Origin of the sequence: Paenibacillus sp. FSL W8-0919 (assembly GCF_038003785.1) — a bacterium.
Lineage (GTDB): Bacteria > Bacillota > Bacilli > Paenibacillales > Paenibacillaceae > Paenibacillus_AQ > Paenibacillus_AQ lactis.
In genome coordinates, this window is sequence record NZ_JBBOPV010000001.1 from 4,488,590 (window position 1) to 4,511,504 (window position 22,915).

Sequence of the window (22,915 nt, forward strand, 5' to 3'; positions counted from 1 at the left end):
AGCGGGAGGAGAAACCAATGAGCACGACTTTATTGCAGGAACTTCAAGGCGAGCTGCGCCGCCTATATATAGCAGGCAGTGACCTGGCGGCTGAGGATTTCCGCCTTAAACGGCTGGAGCCGAAGCTGGCCCAGCTAGGAGAACGGGCTCCTGTATTCAAAAAGCTGGCCGAAGGCGTGGCAGCACTGACGGGCCCTTCAGACCCGGAAGCGAGAGCGGTCCGCCTTCAAGACGTATCGCTGTTGCTGAATTCAGTGCTATCGACGCAGGGAGCCACGGCAGCAGAAGCACAGGTTGTAACAGAACGGGAGAAGGATAACGAGCTGCCTGAGCTGACGACAATGCATTCGTACCGTCAGTTAGCGGAGGTACAAAACGCATTGTCTGAATCAGGGGGAGGCCGCTATGAAATTGTGACGTCGGCGTACGAGCAGGGGCTGTTTCGTGATTTGCGGCTGTTCCCTTTTGCCATGAAGGCACTCAGCGACTCGTATTCGGAAATCGCGGACTTCGCCGCACGCAACATTCTGCCGAGCTACGGCCGCTCCATCGTGCCATACTTGCTGTCTGAGATGGATATTCAGGGCGGGCGTGAGGAAGAACGGCGCTTGCAGGTTGTAAGGGAGCTTGGCGTTGATCCGGAAGATGCCCGGTCACTGGAACGACTTGTCCATGCGGCCGAAGAAGGGGCTGATAAAGTTCGTTCTGCGGCCATCGCCTGCCTGGGCCCGCATCCGGCTTATGAAGCTCGGCTGCTGGAGTGGTCACATGACAAGAAAAAGGCAGTCCGGGAAGGCGCATACAGGGCGCTGGCGGTCCGTAACTCGGAAGCAGCTAGGGAGCGGCTGTACGATACGTTCAAAGGGAAGGATGCTTTGCTTGCAGCCGAAGCGATCGGCTATGCACCCTCCGCCGAAATGATCGATATGCTGCTGCCGCTGTTCGAGGAGCTGCTTCGGAAGGAAGACGCAGGCGAGGTGGATAAGAAGGCGAAAGAAAAGCAGTGGAGCGCGCTGGAGCCGTTCCTGACCGCGTTCGAATATGCGCGCCATCCCGAGCTTGAGCGTCTGTACCTGGATCTGGCGGGGAACCAGTCGGCTTACCCTGCGCTGGGAAGGCTCCATGGTGGGGACTGCATTCGCATCCTGAGGCACGCTGCAACCTACCTTGAAAGTACGGATACAGATGAGGCGCTTGACGTGCTTAAGCGTCTGGAGGAACAGGACCCGATTTATTTGCCCTACGCCTTCCATGCGTCAAAGCGGAGGCTAACGCCAGCTGAACTGTATGATCAGTACGTTGGTTCCGGTTGGGGACGACTTAAGACCGTGGTATCGAAAAAATCCCAGCGGGCCCAAAAAGCGCTGCTGGATACGCTTAGAGATGAATTATATGCTTACCAAGGGTATGTCCGCATCCGGCTGCCGCAGGATCAGATCGAGGCGGAATGGGATCCGCGCTGGCTCGATTGGCTCATCGAGCGCGACGATCTGCAGCTGGTATCCGCGCTGGCCGCTCCCGGTAATTCGAGGCTGCTGCCGTATATTGAGCGTACAATGGAGAAAGCAAACCATCATGACGCTCATTATATTTTCACTTCGCTTGATGCATGCGACGCGGACGAGGACACGAAATATGAGCTCCTTATGAAATGGATGGAGCGTAAAGACTGGAAACGCACGTACAGCATGTATGAGGAGGAGAGCGAGCGGCTGCTTCGCGTCCCCGATCATCTCGCTTCGGAGAGTGCGGACCGTTTAGAGGCTCTGATTAAGGACGTCCGGTACGACAGCTTGAAGGAAAAGCTTGAAGAGATTATTCATGCGCTCCGCCGCAGGGCTGCTTCGGTATAACCGGCGTATGTAAGACATGACCGATCTGCTACGGACTGGCCCGTAAGGTCGTTGCCGAATTGAAAAAGGCAGCATTGGAGTGCAAGTCCTTTAACCAATAGATTCATTAGCGAGAGGAGAACGTGATATGACGTTAGCGAATAAGCAAGCGCAGGATGCCATGCGCCTTCCGGCGGAACAGCTGTACCGAGATGAAATCGAAGCGCTTATTAAAGAAGATAAGGGAGCGGTTCCTCCGGGGTGGCAGATGTCGCCCCGCGCCGTGTTGAAGTATATTACCGGTGGCAAAGCCGGCAAATTGGACATCACACCCAAGTACATTGGCAATCGGCGGCTGGTTGAAATGGCAATCGCGACGCTCGTCACCGACCGGGCTCTGCTGCTGATCGGCGAACCGGGCACGGCCAAATCCTGGCTGTCCGAGAACCTGTCGGCCGCGGTGTGCGGCAATTCAGGGCTTGTTGTGCAAGGAACAGCCGGGACGACTGAAGAACAGGTCCGTTATTCGTGGAACTATGCGATGCTGCTTGCGAACGGCCCAACGCCTGAGGCGCTGGTGCGCAGCCCGATCATGCGCGCGATGGAAAATGGCAGCATCGCCCGTTTTGAGGAAATTTCGCGCTGCGCCTCGGAGGTTCAAGACGCGCTGATCTCCATTTTGTCCGAGAAGACCGTCTCGGTTCCCGAGCTCGGCAGCGAGACAAGTGCCCGCAAAGGCTTCTCGATCATCGCCACGGCGAATACGCGCGACCGCGGCGTCAACGAAATGTCCGCCGCCCTCAAGCGCCGATTTAACATCATTGTGCTGCCGTCGCCTTCCGATCTTGAGACCGAACTTTCAATCGTCAAAAAGCGCGTCGGCGAGATCGCCGCTTCGTATCAGCTGCAGGCGGCTCCTCCGGCAGACGAAGCGCTGCTGAAGGTCGTCACCATCTTTCGCGAGCTGCGCAGTGGCATGACGCTTGACCGCAAGGAGAAACTGAAATCTCCGGGGGGCGTGATCTCTACCGCCGAAGCCATTTCGCTGCTCACCAACAGCATGGCGCTGGCTGCAAGCTTCGGTAGCGGTGAACTGACGGACGAAGATCTGGCCGCCGGTCTGCAGGGCGCGATCGTCAAAGACGACGACAAGGACAAATTGGTCTGGAAGGAGTACCTTGACAACGTCATGAAGAAACGGGGATCGGAGTGGCGCGGACTGTATCAGGCGTGCAGGGAGTTGAACGAGTGAAGACCGCTGCGGAAGACGTCCGGGTCTCCGTCTTCGGCGTCCGGCACCTCTCCCCCGGAGGTGCCCGCCATCTCCTGGAGTACCTCGATCGCGTCCGCCCAACGGCGGTGTTGATCGAAGGACCATCGGACGCGACGGATCGGATTGGCGACCTGATTCATCCGTTGACCGTGCCGCCTGTGGCGGTGCTGGCCTTTACGGATGAAATGCCTGTCCGGACGGCGCTGTGGCCGTTCGCCGTCTATTCACCGGAGCTGCAGGCGATGCGGTGGGCTGCCAAGAACGGAGCACACTGCGAGTTGATCGATCTGCCGTCGGACGCGGCAATTGCTCTGGAGGATCTGCGGCGGCGCAATGAGGAAGAACGCGCCCGCCGGAAGAGCCTCGTGCCGGAAGGGATGGGCAGCGAGTCGTCATTGGCCCAGGGAGCGCTACCGCAGGAAATGGTGCCTACTACAGGCACGTCGACAGCCGGACCCGAGAACTCGTTATCGGAACGCTCCGTTTACGAACGAATCGCCGAGTTGGCCGGCGAGCACGATTACGAATCATATTGGGAACGGCATTATGAGCACAACGCCAATTCGGATGCGTACCGGGAATCCATCCTGACCTTTTCCGCAGAGATACGAAGTCTCGGTGAAGAGCGAGAGCGGGCCGAGCAGCCGGAAGAGTTCGCATACAACCAAGTGCGGGAAGCTTATATGCGGCGGCAGATTATGAAAACGATCGAATCGGGGCATGATCCAGCGAAGATCGTGGTCGTCTGTGGCGCGTACCATGCGGCTGCATTGGAATATCCTTCGTCGGGCTCGATGAGCGACGAAGAGCTGGCAGCGATACCTTCGCGCCGGACCAAGCTGACGCTGATGCCGTATTCGTATTATCGGCTGTCCAGCCTGTCAGGCTACGGGGCTGGCAACGCCGCTCCGCATTACTACCAGATGATGTGGGAGGCGATGGAGAACGGGCGGCAGGAGGAAACGTCGATACTATACCTCTCGAGTGTTGCCCGTCTTCTGCGGGCATCCGGCACGCACCGCTCCACCGCCGAGGTCATCGAAGCGGTGCGGTTGGCCGAAGGGCTGGCTTCGCTGCACGGCGGAAGCGCCCCGACGCTGATGGAGCTGCGTGACGCGGCGCAAACGCTGCTCGGACGCGGCGAGCTGTCGGTGGTGGCCGAGGCGCTGGCCCGCGTTGACGTTGGAACGGAGATTGGCTCCCTAGCCGAAGGCGTCAGCCAGACGCCGCTGCAGGATGACTTGAACCGCGAGCTGAAGCGGCTCAAGCTGACGCAATACAAGACCGCCGTCGCGACCGACTTGTCGCTTGACCTGCGCGAGAATCGCCGGGTTTCGTCGCAGGAGGCTGCTTTCCTCGACCTGCACCGATCTTTTCTGTTTCGCCGTCTGGAACTGCTGGAAATTCCGTTCGTCCAATCCCGTCCGGCTGCCGGGGGCCGTGCTGTCTGGGCCGAGGATTGGATTATTCAATGGACCCCGGAGGCTGAGATCCGGGTAATCGAGTCCACTCTGCTTGGCGAAACGATCGAAATCGCCTGTGCCCATCGTCTGAGGGAGAAGCTGGAAGGCTGCACCTCCATCGCGGAGGCATCCGAGCTGATCGGCGTCTCCGTACGATGCGGCATGACCGCCCAAATGGAGGACGGCCGCCGTGTGCTGCAGTCGCTGGCTGCAGACAGCCGCGACGTGGCGCAGATCGCGGCCGCTGCGGCTGAACTGTCGCGAATCATCGCCTACGGCGATATTCGCCGTGCGGACACTGCGCCTCTCGTGCCGCTGCTGGAACAGCTGTTCTATCGAGCCTGTCTGTACCTGTCCGATTCGGCTAATTGCAGCGACGAGGCGGCGTACGACATGGTCGCCGCCATGGGTGACTTGAACCGGATCGCGCAGGAGCATGATGAAATTGTCGACGTGCCGCTCTGGTTGGCTGGACTAAACGCGCTGTCCGAGCGGGACGACCGTAATCCGAAGCTCTCCGGCTTCGCCTGCGCCTTGCTGCTGGAACGAGGGGAGATGGATGCGGATCAGTGCGCTGCGGAAGTGTCGCGGCGGCTGTCGCCGGGCATTCCGTCCGACCTCGGGGCAGGCTGGTTCGAAGGGCTGTCCATGCGTAACCGTTACGCCTTGCTGTCTCGAATGAGCCTGTGGGAGCAGCTGAACGATTACATTCTTTCGCTGGACGATGAGCAATTCAAGCGGGCGCTCGTATTCCTGCGCCGGGCGTTCAGCTCCTTCTCGCCGCACGAAAAAACGATGATCGCCGAGACGCTGGGGGAACTATGGGGCGTACATGCAGAGCAGGCGGCTGAAATATTGACGGGGGATCTGAAGGAGGAAGAAGACAAGATGCTGGATGAATTGAATGAATTCGATTTTGGGGACTTTTAACATGACCGATCAAACGAAAGAAAGACTGGAACCCTCCGTATCCCGCTGGCGCTTGATCCTTGGTGAGGCCGCTCAGGGTAAGCTGGAAGAGCTGACGGGAAGCGAGGCCTTGCAGTTGACGGAAGAAGAAGCAATCATGGATGCCGCGCTGGCAGCGATTTACGACGACACGGACGCCAGCTACTCCAGCGGCGGTTCGGGACGGGGCTCGGGTAGCAGCTCTGGCCGCGGAGCGGGTGGAGGAAGAGGCTCGGTTAACCTGTCCCGCTGGCTCGGTGACGTACGCAGCCTGTTTGCCGAGGATGTCGTCTCCATCATCCAGAACGACGCGATCGAGCGCAGGGGATGGAAGCAGCTGTTGTTCGAGCCGGAGCTACTGGCATCGGTAAAGCCGGACATTCAGATGGTTGGAACGTTGATGGCGCTCAAGGGCAAAATTCCTGAGCGGACAAAGGAGACCGCGCGCCTCCTCGTCAAGGCCGTCGTTGATGACCTGATGGCCCGCTTACAGGAAGACATGAGGCGGGCCGTGACCGGAGCGTTGAACAAACGGCAGCATACGCCGCTGCCTTCGCTCAGTGGACTGGATTGGAAGCGGACGATTCGGCGCAACCTGAAGCATTACGACCGGGAGCGGAACATCCTGATTCCCGAAAAATTTTATTATTTCGACCGGGCCCGGCGCAATAAGGAATGGACCGTCATTCTCGATATTGACCAGAGCGGCTCCATGGCGGAGTCGGTCATCTGGGCGTCGGTAACGGGCGCAATCTTCGCCAGCATGCCGGCGCTGGATACCCGCGTCGTTGTGTTCGATACGGAAGTAGTCGACCTGACGGAGCAGTGCGCTGATGATCCCGTCGATATGTTGTTCGGCGTCCAGCTTGGCGGGGGAACGGACATCAACAAGTCGGTCGCGTACTGCGAGTCGTTTATCGAGGAGCCGAAAAAAACGCTGTTTATTTTGGTAACCGACCTTTACGAAGGCGGCAATCAAGCAGCCTTGGTGCGCCGCATGCGGGAGATGCGTGAATCGGGTGTGCGGACACTATGCCTGCTATCGCTCTCGGATAGCGGACGGCCGTTCTATGACGAACGGCTGGCGAGACAGCTATCCCGGGACGGCACGCCATGCTTCGCTTGCACGCCAGGCATGCTGCCAGAGCTGGTGGCAGGTGCGCTGCAGGGCCGCGATATGAGCGAGCTAGCGAAAACGTTGATTAAAGCCTGATTAACATGCACTTCAAAGAAAGTCGCTCACTTGAGCGGCTTTCTTCATTATGCCGATCTGTGAAAAGAAACCAGGACCTTATTATTTCTGTTTACTTACATCATATTATCCCTTAATATATGGATAACTATGGATAAGGAGCTGAGTAATAATGAATGCTAAAGAAGCAGCGTCTTTACTTGGGGTTCATTACAAAACCATTCTTAACATGATTAATGACGGGCGTTTATCCGCTTCGAAAAATGACTCCGGAGATTGGGTAATCAGTGAGAGCGATTTGGCTGCCCGTGAGCAGCAGATTGGCGATAAAGAGTTTGCAACGATTTATACTCATATGGCAGTGCAACTCATTGAAAAAGCTCATCATCGTGCGATAAAAGCAGCAAAAGAAGAGCTTATTGAGGTTGCGCGTGCAACAATAAAGGCAAGAGATAACAGCAATGAGCTGAATCAACAAGTAAAACGTCTTCAACATGCATTAGATGCATATAAAGCTGCAGAAGCATTCACACACACGGTTCAGTCAATTAGAAAACAAGCGAATATCGATGATTAGGAGGCAGGGATGGTGAGTTCTGAACAAGATCATATAGGCTCGGAAGTCAGCTATATAAAATGTCTGCTTGTTAATAGAGGAATACATTTCATTAAATACAAAATTCCATAAAAAGCGCTCTGAACCTGCCGTCGGATAGACGTAGAACTGCTTTTGGAACTTAACGATATTGCTGGACGGAGGCAGCATCTCACGGAGTTGGAGTAAACAGCCATGAATGGCTTACCATCCCTTTACTCGATTTCTGGGAAGTAATGTTGCGGAACCAAAGGAGGCAAAAATAACGTAAATGAAGCTTCTTGACCGTAAGATATATATTGTGTTAAGTTTTTCATGTGATTGCAAAAATGAATGGAATGGGAGGGATAAAGTAATGACTGTTTCTGAAATTGTAGATGTATATGTGAACCTGTCATTTAAGGCGATGTTTGATCAGGTTCACAAAATAACAAATCAGATACCGGAACTTTATCCTTCTATGCATATATACAATTCGTGACTTATTTTATAGGAAGTCTCTTATTTTTGTATAGGTATAGTTAGGTTAATGTACGCAAAAAAGCACCGGTAAGCTGGTGCTTTTTTGCGTTTTCTCCGTTTAAAGGGAGATTGAAATGAAGCATCTATCTAAGTATGAAAAAATACGTAAGATCTTATCGGCTCTAAAGCAACCGAATTATAGATATTCGCAAATAACTGAGGCAATCTTCAAAAACAAGATTCGAACTTTTGAAGCAATGAACAACTTGCCTAAACCATTAAGAAATGAATTAATCAAAGAGCTTGGAAACAATGTGTTAAGCATCACACCAAAAATGGAGCAGAAATCCAATCAAGTTAGCAAAATACTGTTTGCCATCTCTGGAAATGAATACATTGAGTCCGTAAGGTTAAGTTATAAGACGGGATGGGAATCCTATTGCATCTCTTCGCAGTGCGGTTGCGGATTTGGTTGTACCTTTTGTGCTACGGGAACACTCGGTTTGAAGAGGAATCTTACAACGGATGAAATAACGGATCAACTCCTTTACTTTACTCTGAATAAGTATCCCTTAGACAGTGTGTCCTTTATGGGAATGGGAGAGGCGCTTGCAAACCCATATGTATTTGATGCATTGCATGTACTGACGGTTCCTAAGCTTTTCGGTTTAGGACATCGAAGAATTACGGTTTCTACCATAGGTTTAATACCGGGAATAAAAAAGTTGACGAAGGAATTTCCGCAGATTAATTTAACCTTTTCCCTACATTCACCGTTTAATGATCAGCGAAGCGAGTTAATGCCAATTAACAATCATTTTCCATTGGAGGAAGTTCTGACCGTGTTGGATGAGCATATCCAACAAACGAAACGAAAGGTCTACATTGCTTATATCCTGCTAAGGGGTATTAACGATTCAACGAAACATGCTGAAGCAGTTGCTGATTTGTTGCGTAGCAGAGGGTCATGGGAACATTTATATCATGTCAATCTAATTCCTTACAATTCCACTGACGCTACATCGCAAAGTTTTGCAGAGTCGGATCAGAACAGTATCAACATGTTCCTTAAAGTCTTGAAGTCAAAGGGAATCCATGTCACCGTGCGGACCCAATTCGGATCAGACATTAACGCAGCATGCGGCCAACTGCATGGATCAAACGGTAAAATTGAATAAGTCGACCAACTGATCAGGGGGGGAATCCAATGTCCCTTAAAAATACAACGATAACACATGTGATTCTCCATGCAGAGCCGGTTTTGAGCATTTGCATGGAGTAGTCAACCAAATTGAAACTGGCTTTGCTGCTTGAAACTATAATTTCAAGGAGTGAGTCGAATTGAGATATATTAATGCCGCTGTCGTCTTGCCGGAGGAACTGGTTGAAAAATTGCAAGAATATATACAAGGCGAATACCTCTATATACCCGCTAGAAAAAATGAACATAAAGTCTGGGGAGAGTTGTCTGGCGCACGAAAAGAGATTAACAAAAGAAATGATGATATTTTGAAAGCATATTTAGCTGGCGCTTCAGTCGAGGAACTCTCAGAATCATTCTTTTTATCAACCTATGCTATCAGAAAAATAATATATCAGAAATAGATGCCTACTTTTCCCTTCAAGAGCGCTTTAGTCGAGCGGTGTTACTCTTGAAGGGATTTTTATAATGAAAAGAAGAAATCTGCACTTTTCAATACCCGCTAACATGTTAAGCAGCATTAGTTCTAAGTTTGCAAATATAAAATATTACAGCATCGTTTTGTATATAGATCATGAATTTTCGATCTGCTATCGTTTAGATGTAAGAGACTCACTGGCTGTTAGCCATTAAAATTTTGCACCAAGAGGGGGTCGAAGTGATGGATGTTATCGTAGATACTTCGATTGTAATCATGAATTCCGCTTACTTTTAAGCAGTCCATTCCTATAATTAAGTTCACACTTACGATGATAATCAGGAGGTAGCTACGTTTGTTATTCGTTTCTAGATTGCCAACTGAAAAAGAACATGACCTTTAAGAGAATCCTGACCATTGGATAATAATAACATTGACAATCGTAGGTTTTTCCAAAATAATAGAATGTAATTGAATACTGGTACCTTTAAATCAGTCCAGAGAGGCTGGCAAGGGCAGCGGATGTTTATAATCACGCGTGATTCAGTGCATACCCCATCAGGGGATGCTCTGCGTCTTCGCGCGGGTTATGATGCAAAGAAGAGGCTACTTGTCAGTTTGAGACTTGACGAGTAGCCTCTTTTTTCTGCTTTTTTGGTATCAGGACACTTTAACCTGGAGGTATTCTGATGAGCAAACAAGATCAAGAGTTTTCGTGGCAAGCGGTACCGAAAACGCAGAGAAACCATTTTTGGAAGACGCTATCCGTCATGTTAGGGTTCACGTTCTTTTCGGCAAGCATGCTGGCAGGGGGGACGTTAGGAGTCGGCTTGACGTTCATGGAGTTCATAGGCATCGTGCTTGCGGGTAATTTGGCACTGGGCATCTATACGGGAGCACTGGCACATATCGCTGCCAAAACGGGCCTTTCCACGCACTTGCTGGCAAAATATGCGTTCGGTGAAAAAGGGTCGTACCTGCCATCGTTCCTGCTCGGATTCACGCAGGTCGGATGGTTTGGCGTCGGCGTGGCCATGTTCGCGATTCCGGTTGCCAAAGCGATGGATTGGAACGTGTACCTGCTGATCTTCTTGTTTGGTTTCGCCATGACGGCATCCGCCATCTTCGGCATGAAGTCGCTCGTCATTTTGGGCTACATCGCAGTTCCGGCCATTACCATCCTTGGCGGCTACTCCATGTTTGAAGGGGCAGGATCCCTGGGGGGGCTGCAAGGGCTGCTCGATTACTCGCCGACCCAGACGCTCACCACGGCAGCGGCATTGACCATTTGTATCGGGTCTTTCATCAGCGGAGGAACGCTGACGCCCGATTTCGCCCGGTTTTCCCAGACGTCCCGGCAGGCGGTTACCGCAACGGTCATCGCGTTCTTCCTGGGGAACTCGCTCATGTTCTTGTTCGGTGCCGTCGGCGCAATGGCTTATAACCAGGCCGATATCTCGGAAGTCATGTTCCTGCAAGGTTTGATCATTCCCGCGATCGTCGTTCTGGGGCTGAATATCTGGACGACCAACGATAATGCCCTGTATGCTTCGGGGCTAGGCTTTGCGAACATCACGAAAATTTCGAAAAAGTTCTTCGTCATTGTCAATGGCATCGTGGGTACCGTCTTGGCCATGTGGATGTACAACAACTTCGTCGGTTTCCTAAATGTGCTGGGCGCGGCGATTCCGTCGATCGGTGCCATCATCATCGCGGACTACTTCTTTGTAAAGCGCAGAAATTATAAACCGTTTGCCGAGATGACTTTTAAGAAGGTAAACTGGATAGCGATGGCAGCTTGGGCTATCGGCGTTGCCTTCGCCCAATTGGCTCCCGGAATAACGCCATTGAACGCACTGATCGGAACGGCAGTGGTCTACATTGTATTGATGCTGATCGTTCCTGCCAAAGAATCCACAGAAAAGGGGAAAACAAATGATTATACAGAACGCAAAATTGCGGGGTAAAGAGGGCATATGGAATATCGTCGTGAAGAACGGGAAGTTTGAACGGATTACGCAGTCGCTGGAAACAACAGCGGACGAGGAAGTCATTGACGTGGGCGGCTCGCTTGTGCTGCCGCCGTTCATTGAACCTCACATTCATTTGGACACAACGCTCACTGCCGGTGAGCCGGAATGGAATTTGAGCGGAACGCTGTTCGAAGGCATCCAGCGCTGGTCAGAACGCAAGGCGTTCCTGACGCATGAAGACGTCAAAACGCGCTCCACAACAGCTCTGAAGTGGCAGATTGCTCAAGGCATCCAGCACGTAAGGACGCATGTGGACGTGACCGATCCTAGCTTAACCGCAGTTAAAGCGATGCTTGAAGTGAAAGAAGAAATGGCACCTTATATTGACATCCAACTTGTCGCTTTTCCGCAGGAAGGCATCCACTCCTACCCGAATGGCGCGGAACTGTTGGAAGAGTCGCTGAGAATGGGCGTTGACGTGGTTGGCGGCATTCCCCACTTTGAATTCACAAGGGAGTATGGCGTTGATTCGATGAAGGTTGCTTTTGATCTCGCGGAAAAATATGACCGGCTCATCGACATCCATTGCGACGAAATCGATGATGAGCAATCGCGTTTCGTGGAAGTTGTCGCCAAAGAAGCCTACGAACGCGGACTGGGCTCTCGTACGACGGCAAGCCACACAACGGCGATGGGGTCATATAATGATGCCTATACGTACAAATTGTTTAGATTGCTGAAGCTGGCTGACCTGAATTTTGTCTCCAATCCTTTGGTTAATATCCACCTGCAGGGACGCTTCGATACGTATCCGAAGAGAAGAGGGCTGACCCGCGTCAAAGAGCTGCAGGAAGCCGGACTAAATGTGTGCTTCGGTCACGATGACATCTTTGATCCATGGTATCCGCTAGGCACGGGCAATATGCTCCAAGTGCTCCATATGGGCATCCATGCTTCGCAGCTGCTTGGTTACGATCAAATCGTAAACTCGATCGATCTTATTACGAAAAATAGTGCAAGAACACTGCATATCGAGGATGTGTACGGTATTGAAGAAGGCAAGCCTGCCAACTTCATCGTTCTTGAAGCGGAGAACGAATACGAGGCTATCCGCAAGCAGGCAGCAGTGCTTTATTCGTTCAGAGGCGGCCGCAAAATCGCGGAAACGAAGCCGCGGGACACGTCGATCGTTCTTGAGAGCGGTTCGGAGAAGGTCACTTTCAATAAATAATTGAAGGATTCGCATTCTAACAAGAAGGCACCCCGATCTGGGGTGTCTCCTTCATTATGTTTGAATGCAGACGTAGAGCAGAGGTACAGTCCTTTTTTACAGTCTATTTTCGAATCCGAATTAAAATAATCCCTTGGGGTAGATTAATCAAGAAAAGCAAAGTTGCAAAGGGATTTTGAAAGAAATTCGTAAGAATAAGGTTATCTATTCATCTTTCCAATTCAAGAGGTGCCTGTATGTCTGTATATTTAATTCCCATAAAAACAGCATTTATTATTTTTTGCATATTGAGTTTTTTCCTTATTGTTCCTTGGATGGTTTATAGTTATAGAAAATATGGACATTTAAGTCTTTGGGCATCCATCGTGGCTTATTCCTTTGTTTTTTATATGTTATCGGCATTATTTTTAGTTCTCCTGCCTCTTCCGGATACTCGAAATACCTGCGCTATGCAATCACCCGATGCGGTTCATTATTCGCTCGTCCCATTTCATTTTATTTGGGAAATTATACATAGTCGTTCAGTCGTATGGTCACAGCCATCGACCTATGCGCGGGTACTTACGGACAGTGTATTTTTGCAGGCGGCATTCAATTTCTTATTATTATTGCCGCTTGGCGTTTATCTAAGGTATTTTTTTCAGCATAAACGAAATTGGAAGAAAGCGCTTGGTTTGGGGTTCGCGTTATCCCTTTTCTATGAAACAACCCAAATTACAGGGATCTACGGAATCTACAATTGTCCATATCGTATCTTCGATGTCGATGATCTTATACTAAACAGCACGGGTGCTTTGTTTGGATTCATCATTGCTCCTGTCATACTTGCGCTATTTCCGTCTCGAAATAACCTTATAGCGAAGGCAGAAAAAATGCAGGAAAGTCCGCTCGTACCTCCGCTGCCGCAATTACTGGCTGTGCTTGTCGATTATCTGTTGATCAAGATTAGTTGGAGCCTTACCGTTGGTTTCTTTATCACCAGCGAATTTGCAGAATTTCTGTTTACAACGATTTTGTTTATTATTCTTTTCTCTGTAGTTCCTTTTATTTGGAATGGAAAAACCATCGGAACCCATTTACTGCGATTCAAGCTAACTACAGTGGGTGAGGGAACACCTTCGTGGCCGTCCTTGTTAAAAAGATCCTTTGCGCTTTACTTGCCTTTAGCGGCAACATGGATTACGCGTCTATTTAATGGCATTAAGTTAGACATGAATTCAATTCTTTATCCTTATCATGTTTGGATCAGTGTGGCTGCATTAGCATTTGTGTTTATAATGTGGGCCATATTATTTATCCATGTCACCGTCGTCCTCTTCAAGAAAGGGAAACGAACCCTTTACTTTGACGATGTGGCGAATATAGTACCAAGGAAAAAATAAATCTTAAACGATGTTAAACCGCACCATGGCCATTCCCCGCATTGACTGTTATTCGTCAATCTCAAGATCGGGGCTCCGGCGTGGTGCGGTTTTTCTGGTCGATGACCTCGTGGTAGGCATATTCTTTGAAATGTAATTAAAAAACATTACGATTTTCATTGACAAAGAAATCCAGCCTCCGTATAATCTTTAATCGTAAACATTACAATTAAATGGAGGAGAATATGAAACTAAAACTTGGGATTGGAGTCATTTTAGCAGTATTGGGGTTGTGGCTTGCCGGGTGTCAAAGCGCTGGCTCTAACGACAGTGGCGCTTTGAATCAAACCGAGGCAGTCAGCGGTACGAATGGAAGCAGTAGCACTCAGGAGAGCAGCGGTACTGAAGAAAGCAGCAGTACTAATGAAAGCAACACGAATCATGTTCATGACGAGGAGGATGAACATAACCATGAACATAACCATGAACATAACCATGAACATAACCATGAACATAACCATGAACATAACCATGATCACAACCACGAACATCATGATCATGATGAGGAAGCAGAGGCGATCTACAAGGGATTCTTTGAGGACAGCCAAGTACAGAACCGTACGCTGTCAGATTGGGAAGGAGACTGGCAATCGGTTTATCCATATTTGCTGGATGGTACATTGGATGAGGTATTTGCGCATAAAGCGGAGGATTCCGGGAAAATGACGGCGGAGGAGTATAAGGAATATTATGACGTCGGCTACAAGACCGATACGGAACGCATTGTGATTGAAGGAGACACTGTCACGTTCTTCACGAAGGGCCAGCAACGTTCAGGGAAGTACCAATCCGATGGATACGAAATACTGACCTACGAGGCCGGTAACCGCGGGGTTCGTTACATATTTAAGTCGGTGGAAGAAGTCGAGGGACTGCCTCGTTACATTCAGTTTAGCGACCACCGGATCAACCCCAGCAAGTCGGATCATTTCCATTTATATTGGGGAGACGATCGCAAGGCTTTACTTGAAGAAGTTACGAATTGGCCTACTTATTACCCGTCCGACATGGATGGACACAGCATAGCCCATGAAATGATGGCACACTAACGCCAACTCTGCTTTGAATCGGCGTTGAGAGTTGAAATTAGCTTTCAACACATTAGGCTTCATTATATTTAAATAGTTTCGGATTCAAAACCCCCAGGCGCTCTTACAAGCGTATCCTAGGGGTTTTAGTTTATTTTTAAGGTTGCTGTAAGGTTGGGATTAACACGGTGTAAGATACGAGCTTTAAGATTGGATATACATTCACGAGACGCCTAAGGAGAGATCCCATGAAAACCATACTGCAAGCAAACAACGTAAACAAAACCTTCGGCACGAAAGGAAACCTATATACGGCGCTGAAAAATATCAACCTGAGCATTAGTGAAGGAGAATATGTCGGCATCATGGGCCCATCCGGAGCGGGAAAGTCGACCCTGCTGAATATCTTCTCGACCATCGATACGCCGAGTTCCGGCGAAATCACGATCGACGGGCAAAACATCGTTTCCATGAACGAGGAAAAGCTGTCCGATTTCCGCCGTCATAAACTCGGCTTTATTTTTCAGGACTATAATCTGCTCGATACGCTGACGGTCAAGGAGAATATCCTGCTGCCACTGGCTCTTTCCAAAGTCCCGGCAGCCGAAATCGAAAAGCGGGTGGAAGAAATCGCGGATATGTTCAGCATTCGCGAGATTCTCGATAAATATCCGTACCACATTTCAGGAGGACAAAAGCAGCGTGCGGCCGCATCGAGGGCAATCGTCACGAATCCGAGCCTGATCTTGGCGGACGAGCCTACCGGCGCGCTGGATTCGAAATCGGCAACCGGCTTGCTGGAAAGCTTGAGCAGGCTGAACCAGCACAACCAAGCGACCATCCTGATGGTGACGCACGACGCTTATGCGGCGAGCTTCTGCAACCGAGTGATTTTCATTAACGACGGCCAGCTGTTCAAAGAGCTTCATAAAGACGGCATGACCAGAAAAGCATTTTTCGGGCAGATTCTTGAGGTGTTGGCGATGCTCGGAGGTGGACATCATGACGCTGTTTAAGATTGCCGGGAAAAACATCCGTAAAAACTTCGCGAATTACTTTCTTTACTTCGCATCGATGATTTTCAGTATCGTCATTTATTTTACATTCGTATCCTTGAAATACGACAGCACCATTCAAACGGCATCTGACGGATCGCAGAAGATCAGCTCGGCTTTCAGCGGAGCGGCGGTCGTGCTGATCGTATTCGTGGCGGTCTTCATCTGGTATTCCAACTCGTTTTTCACGCGCAAGCGCAAAAAAGAGGTCGGATTGTACTCGCTGCTGGGCGTCCGTAAAAAACAGATCGGACGGATGCTGTTTTATGAAAACTTCCTGATGGGCATTCTGGCCCTGATTGTCGGAATCGCGCTTGGAGCGGTGCTTAGCCGGTTTTTTGTCATGATTTTAATGAAGGTGATGGGTTACGCCGTCATGGCGGATTTCTCCATTTCCCCGGCTGCAATCTTTAATACTTTCGTGGTGTTCATGATTATCTCGCTGATCACATCGGTCCAAGGCTATCGCTTAATTTATCGATTTAAGCTGATCGAGCTGTTCCGGGCGGATCAGGAGGGTGAGAAGGAGCCGAAGTCATCCGCGGTCATTGCGTTACTATCCGTAGCGCTCATCGGGTTCGGCTACTGGCTTGCGCTGCAAAATTTGCTTACGTCCAAGGCATGGGCGGCGATGGGCTTCATGCTCACTCCGCTCGTTATTTTGATATCCGTCATCCTGGGCACATACCTGCTGTTTAACACGTTGACGGTTACGCTGCTGAAGCTGGCCCGCAAACATAAAACAAGCTACTGGCGTGGACTGAACCTGATCGGGACTTCCCAGCTGCTGTACCGGATGAAGGGCAACGCGCGGACGCTCACGATCATTGCCGTGCTAAGCGCAACGACGCTGACGGCGGTCGGAACGGCGTACAGCACGTATTACAACACCCGGACGAACGCCGAGCTTGCGAATCCAAACAGCTATATGTTTATCGGGGTTGACAGTGCGGCCGCAGCAAAAGCCGATAAGGCGATCAAGCAGGCTGCGGGGCATAAAGTGCTTTACCATGAGTCCATTCCTCTCCTCGAGGTGGATGCCGACACCTCCAGCCTGAATAACGCTTTAGGGGAGGAGGATCAGTCGTTTACGGTCATATCAAGCCGAGATTTTAACCGGCTGGCCAAGCTCCAGGGGCGGGACGATGCCATAAGCCTTACAGGCAGCGAAGCCGCAGCGCTTGAACCAGTCTATTTGGAAGGCATTTCGCCGGAGTATGTCGGTTCGTCGATCAAGCTGAAGGGAGAAGGATTCCATAAAACCATCCAATTCAAAACATTAAAAAAATACAGCGTGTTAAATCTTGGAACGGTCTACTCCACCATTGTCGTCAGCGATGACATGTTTGCGGAGCTTAAGCCGAATGCCAAGGCCATGGCTGTCGAAGCCTATAGCATCACGCATCAGGACAAGGCGAAAGAGCTGACCGAGCTGCTCGATGGGATTTTACCGGAGAAAGCGGAGCTTTCAAGCTTTTACGGAGATTACTCGCGGGGAATGGAATCCTCCTGCCTCTTAATGTTTATGGGCGGATTCCTCGGACTCGTGTTCTTGGCAGCGACGGGCAGCATCATTTACTTCAAGCAGCTGACGGAAGCCGGAAGCGACAAAGCCCGTTATATGATTTTGCATAAAATCGGCGTCAAGAAACGGGAAATCCGCAAATCCGTCGCCAAGCAAGTGATGTTCATATTTGCTCTGCCGCTCGCTTTCGGAATTGCCCACTGCGCCGTCGCCCTATCGGCCTTATCGAAAATGATGATGACCAATCTGGTCGTTCCGGTCGTGACCTGCATGGGTGTCTATGTCGGCATCTACTTGATCTATTATTTCTTGACTGTGCATGCGTACTGCAAAATCGTTACCAATAGAAAATAGGAGTGAACAGGAATGAAAAAGGGGTTTATCGCTACAGCTGTCGTATTGATCGTACTGGTCGGATTCGTCGTATTCATCCAAAACGTGAATTTGAACCGCATCGGCGCGCAGCAATATTACGTGCAGATTACTCAAGACGGAAAGGAAATGGAAGATAAGTCTGACAGTGGACAGAAGTATGTATCGTACGAATACACACTGCAAGGCTTTGATTCTAACGGAAAGGAAAAAAGCCTCACCTTTACGGCAGGCAAGGAGCTGCGCAAGGACGCATATTTGCGGATTTATGTGAAGGGGGATGGAGTCAGTTCCTACCAGGAAGTAAAGGCCAGTGAACTGCCTGAACTAGCGAAGCAAAAGCTGGCCAATGCCGGGCAATAGATTCTTCATCCGGGGAACTCGAATGATGTTTACTAAACATACCTATGAGGAGAGAAACTTATGATTCAAACAAACTTCAAATCTGTATCTCAAAAAGCGCTGACTGGCTCGTTGATTGTCGCGCTTGCAGTTAGTCCCTTGATTCAAGTATCCCAAGCCTGGGCCGCGCCGGCTGTTTCATCCGCCCGGTCCGTTCTGGCAGATCAGGCACAGCATGCTCAGGTCCAATACAGGATCGACGCCCGGCTTGACGAGAAAAACATGCGCATCAAAGGGAGCGAAACCGTTACCTACCGGAACATGTCCAAAGATACGCTATCGGAAATCGTCTTCCACACGTTTGCCGACGCCAACCGATCCAAGGCGACCCAAACCTCGATGTTTGAGCAAAACAACGAGGAGATCCGGAAGGAAAATCCGCAGAAGAAGCCGGAAGATTTTCTTGGCGGCATCGATATCCGAAGCGTGGCAGCTGAAGGAAAACCCGTGCCCTTTTCGAACAGCAATCAGGCCTTGTCCGTTAAACTACAGCAGGAGCTAAAGCCGGGGGAAGCGGTGACGGTTGAAATCGGTTTTGAGGTGAAAATTCCGTTCGGCATGCAGCGCCTGTCCTACTACAAAGACATCATCAACGGCGCACATTGGTTCCCGGTCATGTCGGTCTATAACGAGAACCAGCATGCATGGGACAAAAAGCCGTACAGCAAAACCTTCGAAACCGATTATTACGATTCATCTGATTTCGAAGTTCATATTAACGTGCCGGAAGCCTATCAAGTGCTGATGCCGGGGACGATCACCACTCAGGCGGACCCGAAAGAGCCCGGCCGGAAAGTCGTTACCGCCGTTGCCAATAACACCCGGGAGCATGTCTTTTTTGCCAGTCCGAATTATAAGGTTGAGCGCGTAACGCGTGACGGCCTGACCATTGAATATTATTACTTCGACAATTTGCCGGAGAAGAAAAAACTCGTCGATGAATACATCGACACCGCTTTTAAAGCTATTCAATTTTTTAGTGAAAAATACGGGAAATATCCTTACCCTGAGTTCAGGATCGCGGAGTCGTACGTAGAGGGTGTGGCGGTCGAGTTTGCCCGGGTTATCCAAATGGGGCAAATCCGGCCCAATAGCGATCCGGCGCATGATACCACATTCGTGCACGAGATCGCCCATCAATGGTTCCATTCCTTGATCGGCAACGATTCGGAGAAAGAGTCGTTTTTGGACGAAGGGTTTGCCGATTTTTCGATGGTGTATTTTGCAGAAAAACAGGGCGATAAGCTGAACGGTTTCAATTCGATCCAAGTCGATGATGTGTCTTTTATAGACAAGCCGATCGCCTCAAACAATACGGAAGCGGGGGGCGAGGCCAACCCGGTCTTTTATAAAAAAGGACGCCTGGCCATCTACCAGCTGTACCGCAAGGTGGGCGAGGACAATTTCGATGCGTTCATGCAGGAATATTTCAAGCGGTACCATTACAAAAACGCGACGATCCAAGGGCTTTTGCAGACGATTCAGGATACGCTCGGAAATGAAGCACGAAAGGAAATGGACGAGGCGCTGCATGATCCGCAGTTTGCCCTAAAGCCCGAATACCGATTGTCTGAGGCGGAAGAGGCTTCGTATTGGCGTGAACAGTTTAAAGCCGCGTACCATTCTTCTCTGGCCCAAATTGCGAATCTTCCGGCGGAAACGATGAGCCGCATCGTGGATAAGGCGCTGCAAGGCGAACCGTTGGCAATCGTGGTGAGTGATCAGGCTGGCAGCAAAGCGAAAAAGCAGCAGCAGACGATCTTGGCACAGCTTGAAGGGACCCTTGGAATCATGGGCATTCCATACGAGGTCGTTTCCGATCGGCAAACACTTAAGAAAAAGCTGAAAAAGGAGCTGGGAACCAGCAATATCATTGCCATCGGCAGCGCGAAAACGAACGGACTCATCCAGGCGCTTAAGCCCGGAATCATCCAGAAATCGCAGGCCATCGGCTTCGACTGGAAAAGCAGGATGAACCAAAAGGCAGCTTCGGGTGCATACGTCATTAAGCATCCTTACAATCATAACCGTCTACTACTGCATTTTTTCTGGAACGGTGACGCCTTGAGCGACAACGCGGTCGAACCATTTGCGGAGAAGATCCTGCAATCGCTAGGTTTTAGCGGCAACTTTTATCAGTATTACGTTTTGAACAAAACAGGCCAGGTCGCAACAGATAAAAAGATCGCTAACCCGATGGCGAAATTTTTCGACGAAGAATAATAGCAGAGTCTCTGGCCAATATTGCCCATTACGATATATGGTTATAGTATTGGAAGGGCGGGGAAAATGATTGATGAAGACTTGGCAGGTTTTAGCTGCCGGTCTTTTTCCCTGCTTCCAGAAAGGAGATCGAACCGATTGCCGCTAAGTCAAACAATCCTCATCGTCGACGATGAGGAGGATATCGTCAAGCTTCTGCAAACCGTACTCCATAAGGAAGGCTTCGAGCATGTGTATGCCGCCTCTTCCGCCGAAGAAGGATGGATTCGGTTTCAGGACAAGCAGCCCGACCTCGTCATTTTAGATATCATGCTCCCGGATGGCGAAGGGTATGATGTATGCAAAAAAATCCGGAGCGTTTCGAACGTGCCGATATTCTTCTTGTCGGCCAAGAACGAGGAAATCGATAAAATCCTCGGATTTGCCATCGGTGGTGATGATTACATCACCAAACCGTTCAGTCCGAAGGAAGTCGCTTACCGGATCAAAGCCCGCTTCAGAAGAACGGAGACTGCGCAGGATGAGATAAAGAAAGAACATACGCTGAAGGCCGGCCCGTTCGAGCTTGACGAACATACATTGGAACTGAAGAAAAACGGCGAAATTATTGAGCTCAAACCGAAAGAGCTTGGCCTGATTAGCTATTTGCTGAAGCACCCGAACCGGATTATAAGCAAGGAAAGCCTGTACGATCAGGTGTGGGGGGAGGATTCCTTCGGTTATGACAACACGGTCATGGTCCATATTCGGCGGCTGAGGGAAAAGATCGAGGAGGATCCCTCAAGCCCGCAATTTTTGGTGACTGTAAAGGGGCTCGGATATAAGCTGGCCGTGGAGGAAACCGTGCGATGAAATGGCGGCTGACCGGGAGATATTTGGCATCCGTCGTTCTCATTGTCGTTATCGTCATTTTCATTAACCTTTTCGTAATCATCGGGCTTTATGTATATCAGAGTGAATCGCCAAAGTATCCGCTTCGTCACGGAGACCATTCAGCCGAGGCCATCACCCGCTCGTTCGGGCAAGAGATCGTCCTTTCCGAATCGGGAATGGACATCACCGGACAGGGAAAGGAGACGCTTGAGCGCAATCAGGCCTGGATTCAAGTCCTGGACGAAAACGGTAATCAAGTCTATGGCTTTCGAGTGCCGCGGGAAGCCAAAACCAAATATACGCCGATGGATATCGTTCAGACTTACAAGTACATGGAAAAAGAACTGATGTCGACCGTATTTATCGGGGAGAAGCAGGGGAACGGGGAGCGCTACAGCTATTTGATCGGCTTTCAGGACCCTTATCTGGAGCGGAATATCTTCACCTATGATATTCGGAAGGTCGGACGTTTTCTTCAAATCGGAATCGTGACCGTGATTTGCGTCGACGGTTTCATTGCACTCTGCATCGCTTATCTGTTCAGCAAGAGGTTAACCCGGCCGCTTTCCGCGCTCATCGACGGGATTAAACAGCTGGCACATAAAAACTACCAGTTACATCACGAAACGAAGGGCATCTATAAGGACGTGTTTTACAACGTCAACATGCTGACCGAGGAGCTGCGTGCAAGCGAATTGGAACGGAAAAGGCTGGACCGGATGAAAGAGGAGTGGATCGCGAACATTTCGCATGATATCAAAACCCCGCTTGCTTCGATTCAGGGGTACGCCGAAATGATGCGGGACAGGGATTATGAGTTTACGGTCGAGGAAATGCGGGATTACGCGGAAATTATTGAACGGAAGTCGCACTATTTGAAAGACGTGATCGAGGACCTGAACCTGTCCACCCGTCTGAGAAACAAGGGGCTGAAGCTGAATCTGAAAAAAGTAAACATCGTCAGCCTCGTCCGAAGCGCTGTCATCGATACGTTGAACGATGCCCGTTACGGTAACCGGAATATCGATTTCCAGTACAGCGAGGAAGTCATCCTCTTGGAGGCTGATGACATTCTCATACGCCGTGCGGTCACCAATTTGATCTACAACGCGGTGGTTCATAACGATGAGGATGTTTCCATACTTGTCAGCGTCGAAAAGAAAGGCGATAGAGCTCGAATCGTTGTCGAGGATCAAGGCAAAGGGATCCCGAAAGAGGAGCTGGAACGGATATTTGAGAGGTATTACCGCGGAACCCATACAGGAGAGCTGCATAAGGGATCCGGTCTCGGGATGGCCATCGCAAACGATATCGTGAAGGCTCATGGTGGCGAAATCCATGTGGACAGCGAGCTACTTCGCGGAACGCGAATCGAGATCTTGCTTCAAGCTTAAGAAGCGAAAATCCTTTGGCGTAGAGAAATACCTG

The 22,915-nt window shown here is 50.3% G+C and carries 18 protein-coding genes; 17 read left to right on the forward strand and 1 reads right to left on the reverse strand.

All coding sequences use genetic code 11. From position 1 onward, the window contains the following. Positions 1 to 17 precede the first annotated feature (17 nt). The 5 genes from NST44_RS20315 to NST44_RS20335 all read left to right on the forward strand — a co-directional run bounded on the left by NST44_RS20315 (position 18) and on the right by NST44_RS20335 (position 7,285). The gene (locus NST44_RS20315) at positions 18 to 1,853 is read left to right on the forward strand and encodes a HEAT repeat domain-containing protein (protein WP_213615661.1); all 1,836 of its coding nucleotides are present in this window, start codon (positions 18 to 20) and stop codon (positions 1,851 to 1,853) included. Between the two features lie 127 nt (positions 1,854 to 1,980). Then, positions 1,981 to 3,084, forward strand: coding sequence for an AAA family ATPase (locus NST44_RS20320; protein WP_007128101.1), 1,104 nt, complete (start codon positions 1,981 to 1,983; stop codon positions 3,082 to 3,084). After that, complete coding sequence (locus tag NST44_RS20325; protein ID WP_213615659.1) at positions 3,081 to 5,498, forward strand: DUF5682 family protein; 2,418 nt, start codon at positions 3,081 to 3,083, stop codon at positions 5,496 to 5,498. The genes NST44_RS20320 and NST44_RS20325 overlap by 4 nt, the downstream gene beginning before the upstream one ends. Before the next feature lies 1 nt (position 5,499). Further along, positions 5,500 to 6,729 carry a VWA domain-containing protein gene (locus NST44_RS20330; protein WP_040738101.1) on the forward strand — a complete coding sequence of 410 codons (1,230 nt, stop codon included), beginning with the start codon at positions 5,500 to 5,502 and terminating at the stop codon, positions 6,727 to 6,729. A 151-nt stretch (positions 6,730 to 6,880) separates the two neighbouring features. Further along, a complete protein-coding gene (locus tag NST44_RS20335) occupies positions 6,881 to 7,285 on the forward strand; it encodes a helix-turn-helix domain-containing protein (RefSeq protein ID WP_007128098.1) in 405 nt (134 codons plus the stop codon). Here the strand turns inward: NST44_RS20335 and NST44_RS31095 are convergent. Continuing rightward, positions 7,253 to 7,474 (reverse strand): hypothetical protein, encoded by a 222-nt coding sequence (locus NST44_RS31095; RefSeq protein WP_167324079.1) that lies wholly within the window; start codon positions 7,472 to 7,474, stop codon positions 7,253 to 7,255. The two genes, NST44_RS20335 and NST44_RS31095, sit on opposite strands and share 33 nt — an antisense overlap. A gap of 425 nt (positions 7,475 to 7,899) precedes the next feature. Between NST44_RS31095 and NST44_RS20340 the strand changes: the two genes are divergently transcribed. The 12 genes from NST44_RS20340 (at position 7,900) to NST44_RS20395 (ending at position 22,881) form a co-directional block, all read left to right on the forward strand. Further along, positions 7,900 to 8,943: a Cfr family 23S rRNA (adenine(2503)-C(8))-methyltransferase gene (locus tag NST44_RS20340; RefSeq protein WP_007128095.1), complete on the forward strand. Its 1,044-nt coding sequence runs from the start codon at positions 7,900 to 7,902 to the stop codon at positions 8,941 to 8,943. A 163-nt stretch (positions 8,944 to 9,106) separates the two neighbouring features. Continuing rightward, entirely contained in the window at positions 9,107 to 9,370 is a 264-nt protein-coding gene (locus NST44_RS20345) for a CD3324 family protein (RefSeq protein ID WP_007128094.1), read from the forward strand. 703 nt (positions 9,371 to 10,073) lie between these two features. Beyond that, entirely contained in the window at positions 10,074 to 11,351 is a 1,278-nt protein-coding gene (codB, locus tag NST44_RS20350; RefSeq protein ID WP_007128093.1) for a cytosine permease, read from the forward strand. After that, positions 11,320 to 12,588, forward strand: coding sequence for a cytosine deaminase (locus NST44_RS20355; RefSeq protein ID WP_007128092.1), 1,269 nt, complete (start codon positions 11,320 to 11,322; stop codon positions 12,586 to 12,588). Before codB ends, NST44_RS20355 begins: the two co-directional genes overlap by 32 nt. A 236-nt stretch (positions 12,589 to 12,824) precedes the next feature. Continuing rightward, positions 12,825 to 13,970 carry a VanZ family protein gene (locus NST44_RS20360; RefSeq protein WP_007128091.1) on the forward strand — a complete coding sequence of 382 codons (1,146 nt, stop codon included), beginning with the start codon at positions 12,825 to 12,827 and terminating at the stop codon, positions 13,968 to 13,970. 224 nt (positions 13,971 to 14,194) lie between these two features. Further along, positions 14,195 to 15,058 (forward strand): metal-binding protein ZinT, encoded by an 864-nt coding sequence (locus NST44_RS20365; protein ID WP_007128090.1) that lies wholly within the window; start codon positions 14,195 to 14,197, stop codon positions 15,056 to 15,058. A 227-nt stretch (positions 15,059 to 15,285) separates the two neighbouring features. Next, positions 15,286 to 16,053, forward strand: coding sequence for an ABC transporter ATP-binding protein (locus tag NST44_RS20370; RefSeq protein ID WP_007128089.1), 768 nt, complete (start codon positions 15,286 to 15,288; stop codon positions 16,051 to 16,053). Continuing rightward, positions 16,040 to 17,971, forward strand: coding sequence for an ABC transporter permease (locus NST44_RS20375; RefSeq protein ID WP_340900488.1), 1,932 nt, complete (start codon positions 16,040 to 16,042; stop codon positions 17,969 to 17,971). The genes NST44_RS20370 and NST44_RS20375 overlap by 14 nt, the downstream gene beginning before the upstream one ends. Before the next feature lie 12 nt (positions 17,972 to 17,983). Continuing rightward, positions 17,984 to 18,352 carry a YxeA family protein gene (locus NST44_RS20380; protein ID WP_007128087.1) on the forward strand — a complete coding sequence of 123 codons (369 nt, stop codon included), beginning with the start codon at positions 17,984 to 17,986 and terminating at the stop codon, positions 18,350 to 18,352. A 60-nt stretch (positions 18,353 to 18,412) separates the two neighbouring features. Then, positions 18,413 to 20,614: a M1 family metallopeptidase gene (locus NST44_RS20385; protein ID WP_340900489.1), complete on the forward strand. Its 2,202-nt coding sequence runs from the start codon at positions 18,413 to 18,415 to the stop codon at positions 20,612 to 20,614. A 138-nt stretch (positions 20,615 to 20,752) separates the two neighbouring features. Then, positions 20,753 to 21,466: a response regulator transcription factor gene (locus tag NST44_RS20390; protein ID WP_251534813.1), complete on the forward strand. Its 714-nt coding sequence runs from the start codon at positions 20,753 to 20,755 to the stop codon at positions 21,464 to 21,466. After that, a complete protein-coding gene (locus tag NST44_RS20395) occupies positions 21,463 to 22,881 on the forward strand; it encodes a sensor histidine kinase (protein WP_340900491.1) in 1,419 nt (472 codons plus the stop codon). Before NST44_RS20390 ends, NST44_RS20395 begins: the two co-directional genes overlap by 4 nt. Positions 22,882 to 22,915: the final 34 nt, after the last annotated feature.

Excerpts from the sequence above, each read along its gene's own strand:
- NST44_RS20395 (WP_340900491.1), top strand. The coding sequence starts at position 21,463 with ATGAAATGGCGGCTGACCGGGAGATATTTGGCATCCGTCGTTCTCATT.
- codB (WP_007128093.1), top strand. The coding sequence starts at position 10,074 with ATGAGCAAACAAGATCAAGAGTTTTCGTGGCAAGCGGTACCGAAAACG.
- NST44_RS20370 (WP_007128089.1), top strand. The coding sequence starts at position 15,286 with ATGAAAACCATACTGCAAGCAAACAACGTAAACAAAACCTTCGGCACG.
- NST44_RS20315 (WP_213615661.1), top strand. The coding sequence starts at position 18 with ATGAGCACGACTTTATTGCAGGAACTTCAAGGCGAGCTGCGCCGCCTA.
- NST44_RS20320 (WP_007128101.1), top strand. The coding sequence starts at position 1,981 with ATGACGTTAGCGAATAAGCAAGCGCAGGATGCCATGCGCCTTCCGGCG.
- NST44_RS20360 (WP_007128091.1), top strand. The coding sequence starts at position 12,825 with ATGTCTGTATATTTAATTCCCATAAAAACAGCATTTATTATTTTTTGC.
- NST44_RS20380 (WP_007128087.1), top strand. The coding sequence starts at position 17,984 with ATGAAAAAGGGGTTTATCGCTACAGCTGTCGTATTGATCGTACTGGTC.
- NST44_RS20340 (WP_007128095.1), top strand. The coding sequence starts at position 7,900 with ATGAAGCATCTATCTAAGTATGAAAAAATACGTAAGATCTTATCGGCT.
- NST44_RS20355 (WP_007128092.1), top strand. The coding sequence starts at position 11,320 with ATGATTATACAGAACGCAAAATTGCGGGGTAAAGAGGGCATATGGAAT.
- NST44_RS20335 (WP_007128098.1), top strand. The coding sequence starts at position 6,881 with ATGAATGCTAAAGAAGCAGCGTCTTTACTTGGGGTTCATTACAAAACC.
- NST44_RS20385 (WP_340900489.1), top strand. The coding sequence starts at position 18,413 with ATGATTCAAACAAACTTCAAATCTGTATCTCAAAAAGCGCTGACTGGC.
- NST44_RS31095 (WP_167324079.1), bottom strand. The coding sequence starts at position 7,474 with ATGCTGCCTCCGTCCAGCAATATCGTTAAGTTCCAAAAGCAGTTCTAC.
- NST44_RS20365 (WP_007128090.1), top strand. The coding sequence starts at position 14,195 with ATGAAACTAAAACTTGGGATTGGAGTCATTTTAGCAGTATTGGGGTTG.
- NST44_RS20330 (WP_040738101.1), top strand. The coding sequence starts at position 5,500 with ATGACCGATCAAACGAAAGAAAGACTGGAACCCTCCGTATCCCGCTGG.
- NST44_RS20375 (WP_340900488.1), top strand. The coding sequence starts at position 16,040 with ATGACGCTGTTTAAGATTGCCGGGAAAAACATCCGTAAAAACTTCGCG.